The 17,103-nt window shown below is 63.7% G+C and carries 14 protein-coding genes; 13 read left to right on the top strand and 1 reads right to left on the bottom strand.

Features of this window, described 5'->3' with window-relative positions; all coding sequences use genetic code 11:
* The first annotated feature begins 114 nt into the window (after positions 1-114).
* Genes M8744_RS03810 through M8744_RS03765 form a run of 10 tightly spaced genes read left to right on the top strand, consistent with a single transcriptional unit; the run spans position 115 to position 13,427 of the window.
* The gene (locus M8744_RS03810) at positions 115-2,835 is read left to right on the top strand and encodes a nitrate/nitrite transporter (RefSeq protein ID WP_251409649.1); all 2,721 of its coding nucleotides are present in this window, start codon (positions 115-117) and stop codon (positions 2,833-2,835) included.
* A 15-nt stretch (positions 2,836-2,850) separates the two neighbouring features.
* Positions 2,851-6,597 (top strand): nitrate reductase subunit alpha, encoded by a 3,747-nt coding sequence (locus M8744_RS03805; protein ID WP_251409646.1) that lies wholly within the window; start codon positions 2,851-2,853, stop codon positions 6,595-6,597.
* Complete coding sequence (gene narH, locus M8744_RS03800) at positions 6,594-8,120, top strand: nitrate reductase subunit beta (protein WP_251409643.1); 1,527 nt, start codon at positions 6,594-6,596, stop codon at positions 8,118-8,120. Before M8744_RS03805 ends, narH begins: the two co-directional genes overlap by 4 nt.
* A 2-nt stretch (positions 8,121-8,122) precedes the next feature.
* Complete coding sequence (gene narJ, locus M8744_RS03795) at positions 8,123-8,818, top strand: nitrate reductase molybdenum cofactor assembly chaperone (RefSeq protein WP_251410041.1); 696 nt, start codon at positions 8,123-8,125, stop codon at positions 8,816-8,818.
* Position 8,819: 1 nt separating this feature from the next.
* A complete protein-coding gene (gene narI / locus M8744_RS03790) occupies positions 8,820-9,605 on the top strand; it encodes a respiratory nitrate reductase subunit gamma (protein ID WP_251409640.1) in 786 nt (261 codons plus the stop codon).
* 5 nt (positions 9,606-9,610) lie between these two features.
* Positions 9,611-10,405, top strand: coding sequence for a peptidylprolyl isomerase (locus M8744_RS03785; protein ID WP_251409637.1), 795 nt, complete (start codon positions 9,611-9,613; stop codon positions 10,403-10,405).
* A gap of 20 nt (positions 10,406-10,425) precedes the next feature.
* Entirely contained in the window at positions 10,426-10,995 is a 570-nt protein-coding gene (locus M8744_RS03780) for a hemerythrin domain-containing protein (RefSeq protein WP_251409635.1), read from the top strand.
* The gene (locus M8744_RS03775) at positions 10,985-11,617 is read left to right on the top strand and encodes a carbonic anhydrase (protein ID WP_251409632.1); all 633 of its coding nucleotides are present in this window, start codon (positions 10,985-10,987) and stop codon (positions 11,615-11,617) included. Before M8744_RS03780 ends, M8744_RS03775 begins: the two co-directional genes overlap by 11 nt.
* The gene (locus tag M8744_RS03770; protein ID WP_251409629.1) at positions 11,614-12,894 is read left to right on the top strand and encodes a molybdopterin molybdotransferase MoeA; all 1,281 of its coding nucleotides are present in this window, start codon (positions 11,614-11,616) and stop codon (positions 12,892-12,894) included. Before M8744_RS03775 ends, M8744_RS03770 begins: the two co-directional genes overlap by 4 nt.
* Positions 12,895-12,905: 11 nt before the next feature.
* Positions 12,906-13,427 (top strand): DUF2478 domain-containing protein, encoded by a 522-nt coding sequence (locus tag M8744_RS03765; protein ID WP_251409626.1) that lies wholly within the window; start codon positions 12,906-12,908, stop codon positions 13,425-13,427.
* Between the two features lie 2 nt (positions 13,428-13,429).
* On the opposite strand, the gene M8744_RS03760 is transcribed toward M8744_RS03765, so the two are convergent.
* On the bottom strand, positions 13,430-14,119 hold the full coding sequence (locus tag M8744_RS03760; RefSeq protein ID WP_251409623.1) for an ArsR/SmtB family transcription factor: 690 nt from the start codon (positions 14,117-14,119) through the stop codon (positions 13,430-13,432).
* 56 nt (positions 14,120-14,175) lie between these two features.
* Here M8744_RS03760 and M8744_RS03755 point away from each other — a divergent pair, with 56 nt between their 5' ends.
* The 3 genes from M8744_RS03755 to M8744_RS03745 all read left to right on the top strand — a co-directional run bounded on the left by M8744_RS03755 (position 14,176) and on the right by M8744_RS03745 (position 16,863).
* Positions 14,176-14,997 (top strand): sterol desaturase family protein, encoded by an 822-nt coding sequence (locus M8744_RS03755; protein WP_251409620.1) that lies wholly within the window; start codon positions 14,176-14,178, stop codon positions 14,995-14,997.
* A 27-nt stretch (positions 14,998-15,024) separates the two neighbouring features.
* Positions 15,025-16,323 (top strand): MFS transporter, encoded by a 1,299-nt coding sequence (locus tag M8744_RS03750; protein ID WP_251409617.1) that lies wholly within the window; start codon positions 15,025-15,027, stop codon positions 16,321-16,323.
* 186 nt (positions 16,324-16,509) lie between these two features.
* Positions 16,510-16,863, top strand: coding sequence for a DsrE/DsrF/TusD sulfur relay family protein (locus M8744_RS03745; protein WP_251409613.1), 354 nt, complete (start codon positions 16,510-16,512; stop codon positions 16,861-16,863).
* Positions 16,864-17,103: the final 240 nt, after the last annotated feature.

Genomic DNA, 17,103 nt, shown 5'->3' with positions numbered 1-17,103 from the left:
TTATACTTTTTGTTATTTCATGATCTAGATCAAATCATCTGCGCGGCTCGGGCGGCAGGTCTGGCGACAAGCCCTGCGAAGGGGTGACAGCACCATTCTTTCCGGAGACCTGCCATGCAGACCGTAGCCACAGCCTCGCGCGCCGATCAGACACGCGCCCTGAGCCTGAGCACGATCGCCTTCACCGCCTGTTTCGCGGTCTGGACGATCTTTTCCATCATCGGTGTCGCCATCAAGGCCGAACTGGGCCTGACCGAGTTTCAATTCGGCCTTCTGGTTGCGACGCCTATCCTGACCGGGTCGGTCACGCGCCTGTTCCTGGGCGTCTGGACCGAGAAATACGGTGGACGGCTGGTGTTCTCCAGCCAGATGATCCTGACCGCGCTGGCCACATGGGCGCTGACGCTGGCCGACACTTACATCATGTACCTGGTCGCCGCGCTTGGCATCGGGCTGGCAGGCGGGTCGTTCATCATCGGCGTGGCCTATGTCAGCCGCTGGTACGATGCGGGCCACCAGGGCACGGCTCTGGGCATTTTCGGCGCGGGCAACGTGGGCGCCGCGGTGACCAAGTTCGTGGCCCCCTTCGTCATGGTCGCCTACGGCTGGCACGGGGTGGCCTATGCCTGGGCGGGCGGGCTTGCCATTATCGGCGTGCTGTTCTTCCTGCTGGCCAAGGATGACCCCGAACTGGTCGAACGACGCAAGACCGGCACCAAGGCCCCCAGCCTCGCGCAGCAATTCGCACCGCTGAAGAACCTGCAGGTCTGGCGTTTCTCGCTTTACTACTTTTTCGTGTTCGGCGCCTTTGTCGCGCTTGCCTTGTGGCTGCCGCACTACCTGATCGATGTCTACGCCATCGACGTGCGCTTTGCCGGTATGGCGGCGGCCTCCTTCAGCCTTTCGGCCTCGCTGTTCCGGGCCTATGGCGGCATTTTGTCGGACAAGTTCGGCGCGCGCTCGGTCATGTACTGGACATTCGGCTTCTCACTGCTTTTCCTGTTCATGCTGTCCTACCCGCCGACCGATTACATCATCCAGGGCAAGGACGGCCCGATCGCCTTTTCCACGCAGATGGGCTTGTGGCCCTTCATTGTCACGCTCTTCGCGCTTGGTTTTTTCATGAGCCTTGGCAAGGCGGCCGTGTTCAAGCACATCCCGGTCTACTACCCCAATAATGTGGGCGCGGTGGGCGGCCTGGTCGGCATGATCGGGGGGCTTGGCGGCTTCACCCTGCCGATCGCCTTTGGTGCGCTGCTGGACCTTACGGGCATCTATACGTCGTGCTTTGCCCTGCTGTTCGTGCTGGTTGGCATCGCGCTGACCTGGATGCACCTGTCCATCCGCTCGATGGAACGGTCCGCGCATGGCGAGGCGCTCGACCGGCTACCGCAACTGCCCGAGATGCGGGACATTCACCACCCCGAAAGCACCGCCATGCCGCGCGTGCTGGACGACTGGCACCCCGAAGACCCCAAATTCTGGGAGGAAAAGGGCAGGGCCATTGCCCGCCGCAACCTGTGGATCTCGATCCCGGCACTGCTTCTGGCCTTTTCGGTCTGGATGGTGTGGTCGATGGTCGTGGCCCGCCTGCCTGCCATCGGGTTCGACTTTGAACCGGGGCAATTGTTCTGGCTGGCCGCCCTGCCGGGCTTGTCGGGTGCCACGCTGCGCATCTTCTACAGCTTCATGGTTCCGATCTTTGGCGGGCGGCTTTGGACAACCATTTCAACCGCCTCGCTGCTGCTGCCCGCGCTCGGCATCGGCTACGCGGTGCAGAACCCCGATACGCCCTACCTGATCTTTCTGACGCTGGCGCTGCTGTGCGGTTTCGGCGGCGGCAACTTTGCCTCGTCGATGGCCAATATCGGTTACTTCTTCCCGAAGGCCGAAAAGGGCAACGCGCTGGCGCTGAACGCGGGCCTTGGCAACCTGGGCGTGTCGGTGATGCAGTTCCTTGTGCCCATCGTCATCACGGCGGGTGTTTTCGGCGCCCTGGGCGGTCAGCCGCAGACCATGTCTGAAGGCGGGCAGCTCTGGATGCAGAACGCGGGCTTTGTCTGGGTGCCCTTCATCCTGATCGCAACCATCGCGGCCTGGCTGGGCATGAACGACATCGCCGATGCGCGCGCCAGCTTTGCCGATCAGGCGGTGATCTTCGGGCGCAAGCACAACTGGCTGATGTGTGTTCTATATACCGGCACGTTCGGCAGCTTCATCGGCTACTCGGCGGGCTTCCCGCTGCTGACGCGGCTTGCCTTCCCCGATATCAACGCGCTGAACTACGTGTTCCTCGGGCCGCTTGTGGGCGCGCTGAGCCGCGCCGGAACCGGCTGGATCAGCGACCGTTTCGGCGGTGGCCGGGTCACTTTCTGGACCTTCGTAGCGATGATCGTGGCCACGTTTGGCGTGATCTTCTTCCTCGGGGTCGGCTCTTTCATCGGCTTCTTTGCCTGCTTCATGGCGCTGTTCTTTCTCACCGGCGTCGGCAATGCCTCCACCTTCCAGATGATCCCGGTGATCATGGGCCGCGAAGTGCCGCGCCTGATGCCCGAACTCGGGCTGGAGGAGCGCAAGCGGCAGATCGCCATGGAATCGGGTGCCATCACCGCCTTCACCAGTGCCATCGCGGCCTATGGCGCCTTCTTCATCCCAAAGGCCTACGGCACATCCATCGCGATGACCGGAACGGCCGTGGGCGCGCTCTGGGGCTTCCTGATCTTCTACGCGATCTGCGTGGCGATCACATGGGCCGTCTATACCCGCCCCGGTGGCCTTCTTCATGACATCGAACACGGCAACGCACCCGATGCGGCCGCCCAACCCGCCCAATAACGAAAGGAAAGCCAGATGAGCCATCTGCTTGACAGACTGAACTTCTTCCAGAGCAACAAGCTGGAGAAATTCTCCGACGGTTGGGGCCAGACCACGTCCGAGAACCGCAATTGGGAGGACACCTACAGAAACCGCTGGCGGCACGACAAGATCGTGCGCTCGACCCACGGGGTGAACTGCACCGGGTCGTGCTCGTGGAAGATCTACGTCAAGTCCGGCATCGTGACCTGGGAGACGCAGCAGACCGACTATCCGCGCACCCGCGCGGGCATGCCCAACCACGAGCCGCGCGGCTGCGCGCGGGGGGCTTCTTACAGCTGGTATCTCTATTCCGCCAACCGGGTGAAGAACCCGCTGATCCGGGGCGCCCTGATGCGCGCCTGGCGGCAGATGCGCGCGAAGATGGCCCCGGTGGCCGCCTGGGCCGCGATCCAGAACGATCCGGCCTTGCGCGTCTCGATCACAAAAACGCGCGGCAAGGGCGGGTTCGTGCGCGCCACCTGGGACGAGGCGACCGAGATCGTCGCCGCCGCCAACGCCTATACCGCCAAGACCTACGGCCCCGACCGGGTGTTCGGCTTCTCGCCGATCCCCGCGATGTCGATGGTCAGCTACGCCGCCGGCACCCGCTACCTGAGCCTTCTGGGTGGCACCTGCATGTCGTTCTACGACTGGTATTGCGACCTGCCGCCCGCCAGCCCGCAAACATGGGGCGAACAGACGGACGTGCCCGAAAGCGCCGACTGGTACAACGCGGGCTTCCTGATGCTCTGGGGCTCGAACGTGCCGCAGACGCGGACACCGGATGCGCATTTCTACACCGAGGTCCGGTATCGTGGCACCAAGTCAGCCGTGGTCAGCCCCGACTATTCCGAAGCCGCCAAGTTCGGCGATATCTGGCTGAACCCGCAGGCGGGCACCGACGCGGCGCTGGCAATGGCGATGGGCCACGTGATCCTGCGCGAATACCACCTTGACCGGCAGGCCGAGTATTTCGAGGACTACGCCCGCAAATACACCGACATGCCGATGCTGGTGCGGCTGGACGAAAAGGACGGCCATCTCGTGCCCGGCCGGATGCTGCGCGCCGACGACTTCGACGACAAGCTGGGTGAAACCAATAACCCCGACTGGAAAACCGTTGCCTATGACGAGGCGTCGGCCCAGATCGTGGCGCCCAATGGCTCGATCGGGTTCCGCTGGGGCGAGGAAGGCAAGTGGAACCTTGAGCAACGCGCCAAGGGAACGGATGCCCAACTGCGCCTGAGCCAGATCATGGATGGCGACCATGACGAGGTTGTGGGAGTCGATTTCCCCTATTTCGGCGGTGCCGCCACGGGCGATTTCGTGAAATGCGACCACCCCGAGGTGCTGACCCGCAACATTCCCGCCCGCCGCGTGACGCTGGCGGATGGCTCCAGCGCGCTGGTCGCCACCGTGTTCGACCTGTTCTGCGCCAATTACGGGCTTGACCGTGGTCTGGGGGGTGAGTGGGTGTCGAAGGATTTCGAAGACGACAGCCCCTACACCCCCGCATGGGCCGAGAAGATCACCGGCGTTGAGCGCGAAAAGATCATCGCTGTGGCCCGCGAGTTCGCGGGCAATGCCGAAAAGACCCGTGGCAAGTCAATGGTCATCCTCGGGGCCGGTCTGAACCACTGGTACCACATGGACATGAACTATCGCGGCATTATCAACATGCTGGTGATATGCGGCTGCATCGGCCAGGAGGGCGGCGGCTGGTCGCATTACGTCGGACAGGAGAAGCTGCGCCCGCAGACGGGCTGGCAGCCCCTGGCCTTCGCGCTCGACTGGAACCGCCCGCCGCGGCACATGAACTCGACCAGCGCGTGGTATGCCCATACCGACCAGTGGCGCTATGAAACCTTGCGCGCGGGCGAAATCCTGTCGCCGACCGCGCCCGAGGGTGACTGGGACGTTTCCCTGATCGACTACAACATCCGCGCCGAACGCATGGGCTGGCTGCCCTCGGCGCCGCAGCTGAAAACCAACCCGCTGGAGGTGTCGAAAGCCGCGAAGAAGTCTGGCAAGGATATTCCTGCCTACGTGGCCGAACAGCTGAAATCCGGCGCGTTGCAGATGTCCTGCGAAGACCCGGACGCGCCCGAGAACTGGCCGCGCAACCTGTTTGTCTGGCGGTCGAACCTGCTGGGCTCGTCGGGCAAGGGGCATGAATATTTCCTCAAGCACCTTTTGGGCACCGATCACGGCGTGATGGGCAAGGACCTGGGCGAGGAAGGCGGCGTCATGCCGAAAGAGGCTGTCTGGCACGACGAGGCCCCCAAGGGCAAGCTCGACCTGCTGGTGACCATCGATTTCCGCATGTCCACCACCTGCGTCTATTCCGACATCGTCCTGCCCACGGCCTCTTGGTACGAAAAGGACGACATGAACACCTCGGACATGCACCCGTTCATCCACCCGCTTCAGGCAGCGGTGGACCCTGCCTACGAAAGCAAGTCGGACTGGGAAATCTTCAAGGCGATCGCTGCCAAGTTTTCCGAGGTTGCGCCCGAGGTGCTGGGGGTCGAGACCGATATCGTTCAGCTTCCGCTTTTGCACGACACGCCGGGCGAACTGGCGCAGGCCCATGTGAAGGATTGGAAAAAGGGCGAATGTGATCTGATACCGGGCAAAACCGCGCCCAACTATGTCGCGGTCGAACGGGATTACCCCAACCTCTACAACAAGTTCACATCGGTCGGGCCGCTTTTGGAAAAGCTGGGCAACGGTGGCAAGGGCATCAACTGGAACACCGATGAAGAGGTGCAGAACCTGCGCAACCTCAACGGTACGGTTCTCAACGAAGGTGTCTCGAAAGGGCAGCCAAAGCTGGATACGGCCATCGACGCCTGCGAGATGATCCTGATGCTGGCGCCCGAGACGAACGGCAATGTCGCCGTCAAGGCATGGGAAGAGCTGGAAAAACCCACCGGGCGGCACCATGCCCACCTGGCCGAGGGCGAGCATCACAACAAGATCCGGTTCCGCGATATTGCCGCGCAACCGCGCAAGATCATCTCGTCGCCCACGTGGTCGGGCATCGAAAGTGACAAGGTCAGCTACAACGCGGGCTATACCAACGTGCACGAGCTGATCCCGTGGCGCACCCTCACGGGCCGCCAGCAGCTTTACCAGGATCACCTGTGGATGCGCGCCTTCGGCGAAGGCTTTGTCAGTTACCGCCCGCCGGTGGACCTGAAAACCATCACCAAGGCCGTCAACAACGATGCGGCCGAGGGCAGCCCGCATGTCGTGCTGAACTTCATCACGCCGCACCAGAAATGGGGCATCCACTCCACCTACACCGACAACCTACTGATGCTGACGCTGAACAGGGGCGGGCCGGTGGTCTGGATGTCCGAGATCGACGCGCAGAAGGCGGGGCTGGTCGATAACGACTGGGTCGAGGCTTACAACATCAACGGCGCGCTGACCGCGCGGGTGGTGGTCAGCCAGCGGATCAAGCAAGGTACGCTGTTCATGTATCACGCGCAGGAAAAGATCGTGAACACGCCCGGTTCTGAAAAGACCGGCAACCGGGGTGGCATTCACAACTCGGTAACCCGCACCACGCTGAAACCGACGCACATGATCGGCGGTTACGCGCAGCTTTCCTACGGCTTCAACTACTACGGCACCGTGGGCAGCAACCGCGACGAGTTCGTGATCGTGCGCAAGATGAAAAAGATCGACTGGCTGGACCAGCCCGCAACCGGAAAAGTGGAGGCAGCGGAATGAGAGTTCGTGCGCAAATCGGCAAGGTTCTGAACCTTGATAAATGCATCGGGTGTCACACCTGCTCGGTCACCTGCAAGAATGTGTGGACCACGCGCGAAGGCGTTGAATACGCGTGGTTCAACAACGTGGAAACCAAGCCCGGGACCGGCTATCCCACCGACTGGGAAAACCAGAAACGCTGGAACGGGGGGTGGGTGCGCTCGGCGTCGGGCAAGCTGCAACCCAAGCAGGGGGCCAAGTGGCGGATACTGGCGAATATCTTCGCCAATCCCTCGATGCCCGAGATCGACGACTACTACGAGCCCTTCGATTTCGACTATGACCACCTGAAATCCGCGCCCGACATGGATCATTTTCCCACCGCGCGCCCCCGCTCGGCGATCACCGGCGAGCGGATGGAGAAAATCGAGAAAGGCCCGAACTGGGAAGAGATCCTGGGCGGTGAATTCTCGAAGCGGTCGCAAGACTACAACTTCGAGGACGTGCAGAAAGAGATTTATGGAGAGTATGAAAATACCTTCATGATGTACCTGCCGCGCCTGTGCGAGCATTGCCTCAACCCCACCTGTTCGGCCTCCTGCCCCTCGGGCGCGATCTACAAGCGGGAAGAGGACGGCATCGTCCTGATCGACCAGGAAAAATGCCGCGGCTGGCGGATGTGCATCTCGGGCTGCCCCTACAAGAAGATCTATTACAACTGGGAATCCGGCAAATCCGAGAAGTGCACCTTCTGCTATCCGCGCATTGAAAGCGGGCAGCCGACCGTGTGCTCGGAAACCTGCGTGGGGCGGATACGCTACCTGGGCGTGATCCTCTATGACGCCGACAAGATCGAAGAGGCCGCCAGCGCCGAACGCGAAACCGACCTTTACGGTGCGCAGCTCGACGTGTTCCTCGACCCCCACGACCCCGAGGTGATCGCCGCGGCCCGCCGTGACGGCATCCCCGAGGACTGGATCGAAGCGGCGAAGGTCAGCCCCGTCTGGAAGATGGCGATGGACTGGAAGGTCGCCTTCCCGCTGCACCCCGAATACCGCACCCTGCCGATGGTGTGGTACATCCCGCCACTTTCACCGATCCAGAACGCGGCGCAGGCGGGTCAGATCGCCATGAGCGACCAGATGCCCGACGTGCGCTCCTTGCGCATCCCGGTAAAATACTTGGCCAACATGCTGACGGCGGGCGACGAGGAGCCTATCGTGCATGCGCTGGAACGCATGTCGGCGATGCGGCTCTACATGCGCGCGCTCAGCGTCGATGGCGTGCGCGACGAGGCGATCGCCGCCCGCGTCGGCATGTCGGGCCGGGTGATCGAGGACATGTACAAGATCATGGCGATTGCCGACTACGAAGATCGTTTCGCTATTCCCACCGCGCACCGCGAACAGAACGAAGACGGGGCCGATATTCGCGGTGGCTGCGGCTTCACCGATGGCAACGGCTGCTCTACCGGCGAGACGGGCAAGACGACGCTCTTCGGCGGCAAGAAGAAAAACTTTGCCCTGCCGCAGGAGACATTCTGATGATGGACCGCACCTTGAAAGCCCTGTCACTGATGCTGAGTTACCCGTCGCAAGAGTTGCAGGAGGCGATGCCCGAGATCGGGGCCGTTCTGGCGCGTGACACGCGCATCGACCATGCCACGCGGGCAGCCTTGCAAACCCTTGCGGATGAGCTGGCACAGGGCGATATCTACGACCTGCAAGAGGGCTACGTGATGCTGTTTGACCGCTCGCGCACCCTGTCGCTCAACCTTTTCGAGCATGTCCACGGCGAAAGCCGGGACAGGGGCGGCGCAATGGTCAGCCTGATCGAAACCTACCGTGAGGGCGGGTTCGAACCCGCCACCACGGAACTGCCCGACCACCTGCCGGTGCTTTTGGAGTTCCTGTCGACGCGCCCTCACGACGAGGCACAGGAGATCCTGTCCGACGCGGCGCATATCATGGACGCGCTCGGCACGCGGCTGACGCGGCGCGAAAGCGGCTATGCCCGCGTGTTCAAGGCCCTGTCGCAGCTTGCCGGAATGCAGGCCGATGGCGAGGCCCTGGCCGAGATGCTGGCGCAGCCCGACGATGATCCGACCGACCTCGAAGCCCTCGACGCGGTCTGGGAGGAAACCGAAGTCACCTTCGGCCCCGACCCCAATGCCGGCTGCCCGCAGGTCCGCGACATGCTGGCCGGCATGGACATCCCCAAACACCTGAACAGGAGCGCATGACATGTTCGGCAATTTCGATATCAACTTCGTCATCTTCGGGATCATGCCCTACGTCGCGCTGACGGTGTTCCTCGTGGGCTCTGTCGCGCGCTATGAACGCGACCCCTTCACCTGGAAAAGCTCGTCCAGCCAGCTCTTGCGTCGCAAACAGCTTTTCTGGGGCTCGATCCTGTTTCACGTTGGCATCCTGACGGTGTTCTTTGGCCACCTTGTCGGCCTTTTCACCCCGATCTGGGTGCTTGATGCCCTGGGGGTGCCCTACGGGCTGAAACAGTGGATGGCCGTTCTGATCGGTGGCCCCGCCGGTATCGCGGCGCTGGTCGGTTCGACCATGCTCTTGCACCGGCGCCTGGCCGATCCACGCATTCGTGTCACCTCGACGGCGCCGGACATCCTGATCATGGCCCTGATCTGGCTTCAGCTTGCGATCGGTCTTTTGACCATCACGCAAACGCTGCAGCACATGGACGGGGCAGAAATGGTGCGCTTCATGACCTGGTCGCAAAGCGTGGTGACCTGGAACATCAACGCCTGGGTCACGGTGGTTGATGTGCACTGGCTCTACAAGCTGCATATCTTCCTTGGGCTGATCATCACGATGCTGTTTCCGTTCACGCGGCTGGTGCATATATGGTCGGGTTTCGCAGCCCCTTTCCGGTATCTTCTGGCGCGCTCGGGGTATCAACTCGTGCGTTCGCGCCGCCGCCGACCGCTTGAAGCGCGCAGGCAAGCCTTCGACAAGCGGCAGGGCAAAACCGGCCGCACGGCCACTACACCGGCGGAGTGAGCAACATGAACATGGCCCTTTTCCCCGATGTCGTCGTGAACGGCGAAACCATCCCCTCGGCGGCGGTTGCCGCCGAGGCCCAGAACCACACCGGCCCGCGCGACAAGCCCGGCATCGCATGGCGAAAGGCCGCGCAGGCCCTTGCGATCCGCGCGCTTCTTTTGCAAGAGGCCCAACGCCGCGCGCTGGTGGCCGACCCGATGGAGCTGGCCCCCGGCCGTTTCGAAACCGAAGAGGAGGCGCTGATCCGCGCGCTTCTGGACGAGGCGTTGACCATCGCGCCCATCACCGAGGAAGTGGTGCGCGCCGAATGGGCACGCGACCCCGACCGTTACCGCTCTGCGCCGCTTTGGGATGTCTCGCACATCCTGTGTGCCTGCGATCCGCGCGACGAAGAAGACCGCGCCGCAGCCGAGGCACGGTCCGTTGCCTTGCTGTCGCGGCTGGATGGCGATGCCAAGGGCTTTGCCGCCGTCGCGCGTGAAAGCGATTGCGGCTCGAAGGCGTCGGGCGGGCATCTGGGCCAGCTAGGCCCCAATGATACCGTGCCGGAGTTCGAGGCGGCCCTGCGCGGCTTGCCCGAAGGCGGCATGAGCCCGGCGCCGGTGCTGTCACGCCACGGGTGGCACATCATCCGCCTCAACGCCATCGCGCCGGGGCAGGTGCTGCCCTACGACACCGTGCGCCCCAAGATCGCGCAGGCGCTGGAAAAGGCGGCATGGGCAAGCGCCTCGCGGGAGTTCGTCGAGGGGCTTGCCGCGAACGCGACAATCACCGGCGCAAGCCTGGCACCGATCTGATCGGTACGAGAGGGCGTGTCATGCAAAAGCCAGGGCCAGCGCTGCGTGGGATCGGTGACAGACCGACCGACCCGCGCCTGCTTGCAAACCCGCTGGATTTCATTTGCGAGGATCACTTGCGCGAGCGTCTTGTCTGTGAAGTGATCGACGGATTGGGCGTTTCGGCCTCGCTAAACCGGCAGGCGGTCCTGACCGTGCTTCGCTTTCTGAACGAAGAGTTGAACGTGCATCTGCGCGACGAGGCCGAGGACCTGTTCCCGCTTCTTGCGCGGCGCTGCACGGCAGAGGATGCCATTGAAAACACGATCCGCCGGATCAGGGCCGACCAGGTGGAGGCCATCCGCCTGATGCCCGCAATACGCGCAACGCTGGCCAGGTGGCTCGACACAGGCGCCGACCTGACCGCCGCTGACCGCGCGACATTGACCCGTTTTTCCGGGCATGTGCGCCGCCATCTGGTGGCCGAAAACGCGATCCTGCTGCCGATTGCCCGCGCCCGGCTGACACGGGCCGATCTGCGGACATTGTCACGACACATGCGGTCGCGCCGTGGGCTGCCCGATTTCATGGAGACACCCGATGCTGAATGACCTCCTGGCGCGCAACCGGGCGTGGTCGGACCAACGCCAGGCGCAGGAACCGGATTACTTCACGCGTCTCGCCGCGCTTCAGGCGCCCGAGTTCTTCTGGATCGGCTGTTCCGACAGCCGGGTTCCGGCGAACGTGGTCGCGGGGCTCGATCCGGGCGAGGTCTTCGTGCACCGCAATGTCGCCAATCTCGTTCATTCCTCGGACATGAACCTTTTGTCGGCGCTGGAATTCGCGGTTGATGCGCTAAGCGTGCGCGAAATCATCGTTTGCGGCCACTATGGCTGTGGCGGGGTCAAGGCCGCGACCGAGGATCTGCCGCATGGCCTGGCCGATCACTGGCTGGAACCCATCCGGCGCCTTGCACGCGCCTATGCCGTAGATCTGGGGCGCGAACGCGACCTCGAGGCGCAGCGCGACCGGCTGGCCGAACTGAACGTGGCCGAAGGTGTCCGGCGCGTCTGTGAAACGCCGATCCTTCAAAAAGCATGGGCGCGGGGTGCCGATATCCGGGTGCATGGCCTGATCTACGGGCTGAAGGACGGGCGCCTGCGCGACCTTGATTGCAGCATTGGCCCCGGACATTTCCAAAACCGCCAGTTGCCGCAGGAGGCTCAAGAATGACGATACAGCAAGCCATCTCATCACCGGGCTGTGGCTGCTACGCGCGCGACACGCCGAAAACCCTGATCAGCATCGACCAGGCGCTTGCCCGGATCGCCACCCATGTTGCCCCGGTCGGCTGCACCGAGGCCGTGACGCTGGACCGTGCCCTCGGTCGCGTACTTGCCCACCCGGTGCTCTCCCTGTCCATGGCGCCGGCTTTCGATAACGCCGCGATGGATGGCTATGCTATCGCCACCGGGGCACTGGCCGGAAACGGGCCATGGAAATTGCAGGTGGTTGGACGCGTGGCTGCCGGTCGTGAAACCAAGGCATCGCTCGCGGGTAAGAGGGCCGCCCGCATCTTTACCGGCGCACCGATCCCCGATGGTGCCGATGCCGTCGTGAAGCAGGAAGAGGTCACGCGCGACGGCGATGTCATGCAGCTGACCCGCCGTCCCGCAGCCGGGCTGAACATCCGCCGGGCCGGCAGCGACATGGCCAAGGGCGCACCCGTTCTGGACAAGGGCCGCAGGCTAAGGCCACGCGACATCGCCGCCTGCGCGGCCGCAGGTGCGGGGACGGTGCAAACCCGGCGCAGGCTGCGCGTGGCGCTGCTGGTGACGGGCGACGAGCTGCGCAACCCCGGTGACCTGCGCGACCCGGCACAGATATGGGATGTGAACATGCCGCTGCTGACAGCAAGCCTGGCCGCGGCGGGGGCGGATATCGTCGCCTCAGCCCACGGGGCCGACAGCCTTGCGGGGCTGGTTCGTCAAATGGGTGACATGGCGGCGCAGGCCGATCTTGTGATCACCACGGGCGGCATCTCGGTGGGCGAGGAAGACCATGTAAAGCCCGCGTTCGCGAAACTCGGGGGCGAGACCCTGTTCAGCGGTGTGGCGATCAAGCCGGGCAAGCCCGTATCCGCCGGCCGCATCGGAAATACGCACTGGCTTGGCTTGCCCGGCAACCCGCTTGCGGCCTATGTCACCTGGCAGGTTTTCGGGATGGCGCTGTTGCGTGTTTTGGGCGGTGAGGCGGTGAAAGGCTCGGCCCGACGTCTTGTTGTTACCGATGCCCCCATAAGCCGCAAACCGGGGCGCTGCGAACTCAGGCCCGCAACCCTTGCCGGGGTTGACGCCCACGGGCGAGAGGTTGTCAGCTTCGACGATGCCACCCATTCGGCCCGTTTAGGTTGCCTGCCAATGGCGGACGGCCTGATGTTTCTGCCCGCCAATACCGAAAGCCTGCCATCCGGTGCGCTTGTCGAGTTCCAGCCTTTCTGCCAATCCTGAGGAGAACGGACATGAACCTTGCCTACACGATGGCGCCGGGGCGCGGCGACACGGACCTGGTGCTTCAATGGCTGGCAACCGCCCTTGCCGCGCGCGGTCTCAGATGCAGCGGGACCGTGCAGATCAACAGCGAACGCACCGATTCAGGCCCCTGCGACATGGATGTGCGGGTGCTACCCGACGGCCCCGTACTGCGCATCAGCCAGGATCTTGGCCCGCAAGCTCGCGGGTGTCGGCTTGACCCGGCCGCGCTGGAAACGGCGGTTGGGCTTGTCGCGGGAACACTGTCGTCGGATGCCGACCTGCTTATCATCAACAAATTCGGCAAGCACGAGGCCGAGGGCCGGGGTTTTCGCCACGTGATCGCCGAGGCAATGGCGCTGGATGTGCCCGTTCTGGTCGGCCTGAATTCGCTGAACCGAAACGCTTTCGAGAGCTTCGCGGAAGGCCTGGCCATTCAATTGCCGCCCGAACCTGCGGCGTTGATGGCATGGGCCGACCGCGTGACCGCCCATGCGGGCGCGCTGGCCTGAGTTCAGCCGATCCGTACGACCTGTCGGCCGTCCTCGCGCCATTCCGGCAGACCGCCTTCGAGCCGCCTGGCGTTGAGCCCGTGACGCCGCAATGTGGCGACGGCCTGATGGGCATAGATGCAATAGGGGCCACGGCAATAGGCAACGATTTCCGTCGCCGGGTCGAGCCGGGGTAAAAGGCTTTCCAGCTCTGCCAGCGTCACGTTGTGCGCACCCGGAATGTGGCCGCTGGCATATTCGTCCTTCGGGCGCACATCAAGCACTGTGACGGCACCGTCCCTGATGCGTGCGGCCAGTTCATCGCGGCTGACCGGCTCGGGCGCGTCCTGGCCATCCGTCAATCCCCGCAGGATGCGGTCAACCTGCGCACGGTTGCGTTCGGCGACGACGCGCAACAGGTCCATCAGAGTGAGCGTCTTGGCGTCCGTCAACCGATAGATCACGGCCTTGCCGTCGCGGCGACTGGTGGCAAGACCCGCGCGGCGCAAATGCTGCAGGTGCTGCGAGCAATTGGCCAGGGTGAGGCCGGTCTTTTCCGCAAGCGCCTCCACGCCGCGCTCGACCTGCGCCAGTTGTTCCAGCAACATCAGCCGTGCGGGGGCGGCCAGGGCACGGGCGACAAGCGCATATTCTTCAAGCAGGTCTGCCTTCGGGCGGATTGAGATGGGGAACTCCAGCACCCAGTCAATCAAGTAATTAATTGATTGTTAGCATCTGCAGCGCTTTCCGCAACCCCAAGGTCAATCGCATGTCTGAAACCATCCTGTCGGCCGAACCCGCGATTCGCCTGTCCATTTTCCTTGGCGTGCTGGCGGCTATGGCGTTGTGGGAGGTCGCGGCCCCACGTCGGCGGCGCGACATTCCGCGGGTGATCCGCTGGACGAACAACCTTGCGCTTGTCGTGGTCGACACGGTCATCCTGCGGTTGACATTTCCCATCATCGCGGTCGGCCTTGCCGTCATGGCCGAGGATCGCGGTTGGGGGCTGTTCAACAATATCGACGCGCCTTTCTGGGTCGCCATCCTTGTCTCGATGCTGCTGCTCGATCTGGCGATCTACCTTCAGCACGTGATGTTTCATGCCATTCCCGCCTTGTGGCGGCTGCACCGGATGCACCATGCCGATCTCGATTTCGACGCGACGACAGGACTGCGGTTGCACCCGGTGGAAATCCTTGTCTCGATGGGGGTCAAGCTGGCGGTGGTCGCGGCCCTCGGCCCGCCGGCCATTGCGGTGCTGATGTTCGAGGTGCTGCTGAACGCGACCGCGCTGTTCAACCACGCCAATATCGACCTGCCGCGCCCGGTGGACCGGGTCTTGCGCCTGTTCGTCGTCACGCCCGACATGCACCGCGTGCATCATTCCGTCGACCCGCGCGAGACCAACTCGAATTACGGCTTCAACCTGCCGTGGTGGGACCGGCTTCTGGGCACCTACATCGCCCAGCCCGCCAAGGGGCACGAAGGCATGGATATCGGGATCGAGCAATTTTCGCACGCGCCGCGACCTCTGGCTCGACCGGATGCTGGTTCAACCCGTCCGCGGCCCGGCCTCGGGTCATGCGCTTGATTCGCGCCTGACCGCGAAAGACCCGGAATGACCTACGCGCTTGGCATCCGCGAAAACCTGCGGCCGTTTTTCGAACAGCTTTTACAGGTGTTCTTCGTCGGCATGACCATCGGCTTGCAGCGCACGGTGATCCCGGCGCTGGCGGAAAGCGAATTCGGCGTCGTCCCGGGGTCGATGAAGGCGATCTTCGCCTTCATCGTTTCTTTCGGCGTCGTGAAGGGGGCGATGAACTTCGTCTCGGGCCGCCTGTCGGAACGGGTCGGGCGGCGGCGCGTCCTGATCTGGGGCTGGCTGGTGGCCCTGCCGATCCCGTTCCTGATCCTGTGGGCGCCGACCTGGGGCTGGATCGTTGCTGCCAACGTGCTTCTGGGCGTCAACCAGGGCTTTGCCTGGTCGATGACCGTCACGGCCAAGATGGACATCGTGAAGGGCTCCGAACGTGGGCTTGCCACCGGGTTCAACGAATTCGCGGGCTATGGCGGCGTGGCGCTGGCCGGTCTACTGACCGGCTATCTCGCCAGTTATTTCGACCCGCGGCTCAGCCTGTTCGTCTTCGGTCTCGTGGTAATCCTCTTGGCGCTGGCGGCAGGCCTGCTTTCTTTCACCGAAACGTTGCCTTACGCACGCGCCGAAGCCGCACGCCACAAGGCGGGCGCCAATGACGGCCCGCGCCCGCGCTACGTCACGGGGCCGGACAGCCCCACATCGGGCCAGATCTTCGCCCTCGTCACATGGCAAAACCGCACATTCATGGCGCTGGCACAGGCGGGCAGCGTGGAAAAATTCGTCGACGCGCTGATGTGGGCGCTGGTGCCGGTCTTCATGATGGCCAGGGGCGCGAGCCTGATCGAGATCGGCTGGGTCACCGGCATCTACGGTTTTGTCTGGGGCGGCAGCCAGCTCTGGACCGGGCCGTTGTCGGATGCCTTTGGTCGTAAATGGCCGACGGTGGCGGGGTTCTTCCTGTGCGCGGGAGGCGTCCTGACCTTCCCCTTTCTCGATAGCGTGACGGGCTGGGCATTTGTCGCCGCCGTCACCGGGGTCGGCATGGCGCTGCTCTATCCGACGCTCATCGCCGCGATGGGCGACATCGCGCACCCGTCCTGGCGCGGCTCGGCGCTTGGTGTCTACCGGTTCTGGCGCGATCTCGGCTATGCCATCGGGGCGCTGGCCATGGGCCTGATCGCCGACGCGTCGGGCATGTTGGAGGCGGGGTTCTGGCTGACCGGCGCCGCCATGGCGCTGTCTGGCCTCTGGCTTGTCGTCGCGATGGAGGAGACCCACCCGCGTCTTAACCCCGCCACGCCGGAAGGCACGGATGCCTGATACCCCCGGTCGCCGCATTGCACCGTGTCCCGCCGGCGGTGCCCAACCTGGCGCCTTGGCCGTGCAACGAGCCGCCCTGAATACGGGCACGTCGGCGGCGCTGTCGAACGATCAGCCAGGTAACGGCCGGCCGTCACGGGCCGCCTGTCAGAACTGGGAACGCCGACCTTCAACCGAGGACCGACCATGAAACACCTGATCCTTCTCAACGACCCGCCCTACGGCACCGAGCGCAGTTTCAACGGGCTGCGCATGGCCCACGCACTGGCAAAGAATGACCCCGAAGCGGACATCACGGTATTCCTGATGGCAGACGCGGTGCTTTGCGCGAAGTCGGGGCAAAAGACACCGGACGGGTTCTACAACATCGAACGGATGATCCGCCGCGTCCTTACCGCGAAAGGCCGCGTCCTGATGTGCGGCACCTGCATGGATGCGCGCGGGCTGGCCGCCGGTGACATGATGGAGGGGCCGACACGCTCGACCATGGACGCACTCGCCCAAGCAACACTGGCCGCCGACAAGGTGCTGGTGTTTTGAGGGCGCAAATGCCGGCACAAGACACCGCCGCGACCGGCAAGGCCAGGTCACCGTTCGCCTGATGGGGCCGTAGGCAATGCGCTGACGCAAGAGAGGCTTGACCCATTGATTGCCCTTCGGTGGCGTGATTCACGGTTCGAAAACCGCGCGGTGAACCATGTTTGAAATGTCCGGCTGACCGAGGCGCAGATGGCCCGTCTTGAGCCCGATTTCCCGCAACCACTAGGCAAGCCCCGCGTT

The organism is Lutimaribacter degradans (assembly GCF_023703375.1).
Classification (GTDB): Bacteria; Pseudomonadota; Alphaproteobacteria; order Rhodobacterales; family Rhodobacteraceae; genus Lutimaribacter; species Lutimaribacter degradans.
This window is presented reverse-complemented; position numbering and strand designations above follow the sequence as displayed.

Coding starts and splice junctions, on each gene's coding strand:
- M8744_RS03750 (WP_251409617.1), top strand. CDS start 15,025: ATGACCTACGCGCTTGGCATCCGCGAAAACCTGCGGCCGTTTTTCGAA.
- M8744_RS03810 (WP_251409649.1), top strand. CDS start 115: ATGCAGACCGTAGCCACAGCCTCGCGCGCCGATCAGACACGCGCCCTG.
- M8744_RS03770 (WP_251409629.1), top strand. CDS start 11,614: ATGACGATACAGCAAGCCATCTCATCACCGGGCTGTGGCTGCTACGCG.
- M8744_RS03745 (WP_251409613.1), top strand. CDS start 16,510: ATGAAACACCTGATCCTTCTCAACGACCCGCCCTACGGCACCGAGCGC.
- M8744_RS03765 (WP_251409626.1), top strand. CDS start 12,906: ATGAACCTTGCCTACACGATGGCGCCGGGGCGCGGCGACACGGACCTG.
- M8744_RS03755 (WP_251409620.1), top strand. CDS start 14,176: ATGTCTGAAACCATCCTGTCGGCCGAACCCGCGATTCGCCTGTCCATT.
- M8744_RS03805 (WP_251409646.1), top strand. CDS start 2,851: ATGAGCCATCTGCTTGACAGACTGAACTTCTTCCAGAGCAACAAGCTG.
- M8744_RS03780 (WP_251409635.1), top strand. CDS start 10,426: ATGCAAAAGCCAGGGCCAGCGCTGCGTGGGATCGGTGACAGACCGACC.
- narH (WP_251409643.1), top strand. CDS start 6,594: ATGAGAGTTCGTGCGCAAATCGGCAAGGTTCTGAACCTTGATAAATGC.
- narI (WP_251409640.1), top strand. CDS start 8,820: ATGTTCGGCAATTTCGATATCAACTTCGTCATCTTCGGGATCATGCCC.
- M8744_RS03785 (WP_251409637.1), top strand. CDS start 9,611: ATGAACATGGCCCTTTTCCCCGATGTCGTCGTGAACGGCGAAACCATC.
- M8744_RS03775 (WP_251409632.1), top strand. CDS start 10,985: ATGCTGAATGACCTCCTGGCGCGCAACCGGGCGTGGTCGGACCAACGC.
- narJ (WP_251410041.1), top strand. CDS start 8,123: ATGGACCGCACCTTGAAAGCCCTGTCACTGATGCTGAGTTACCCGTCG.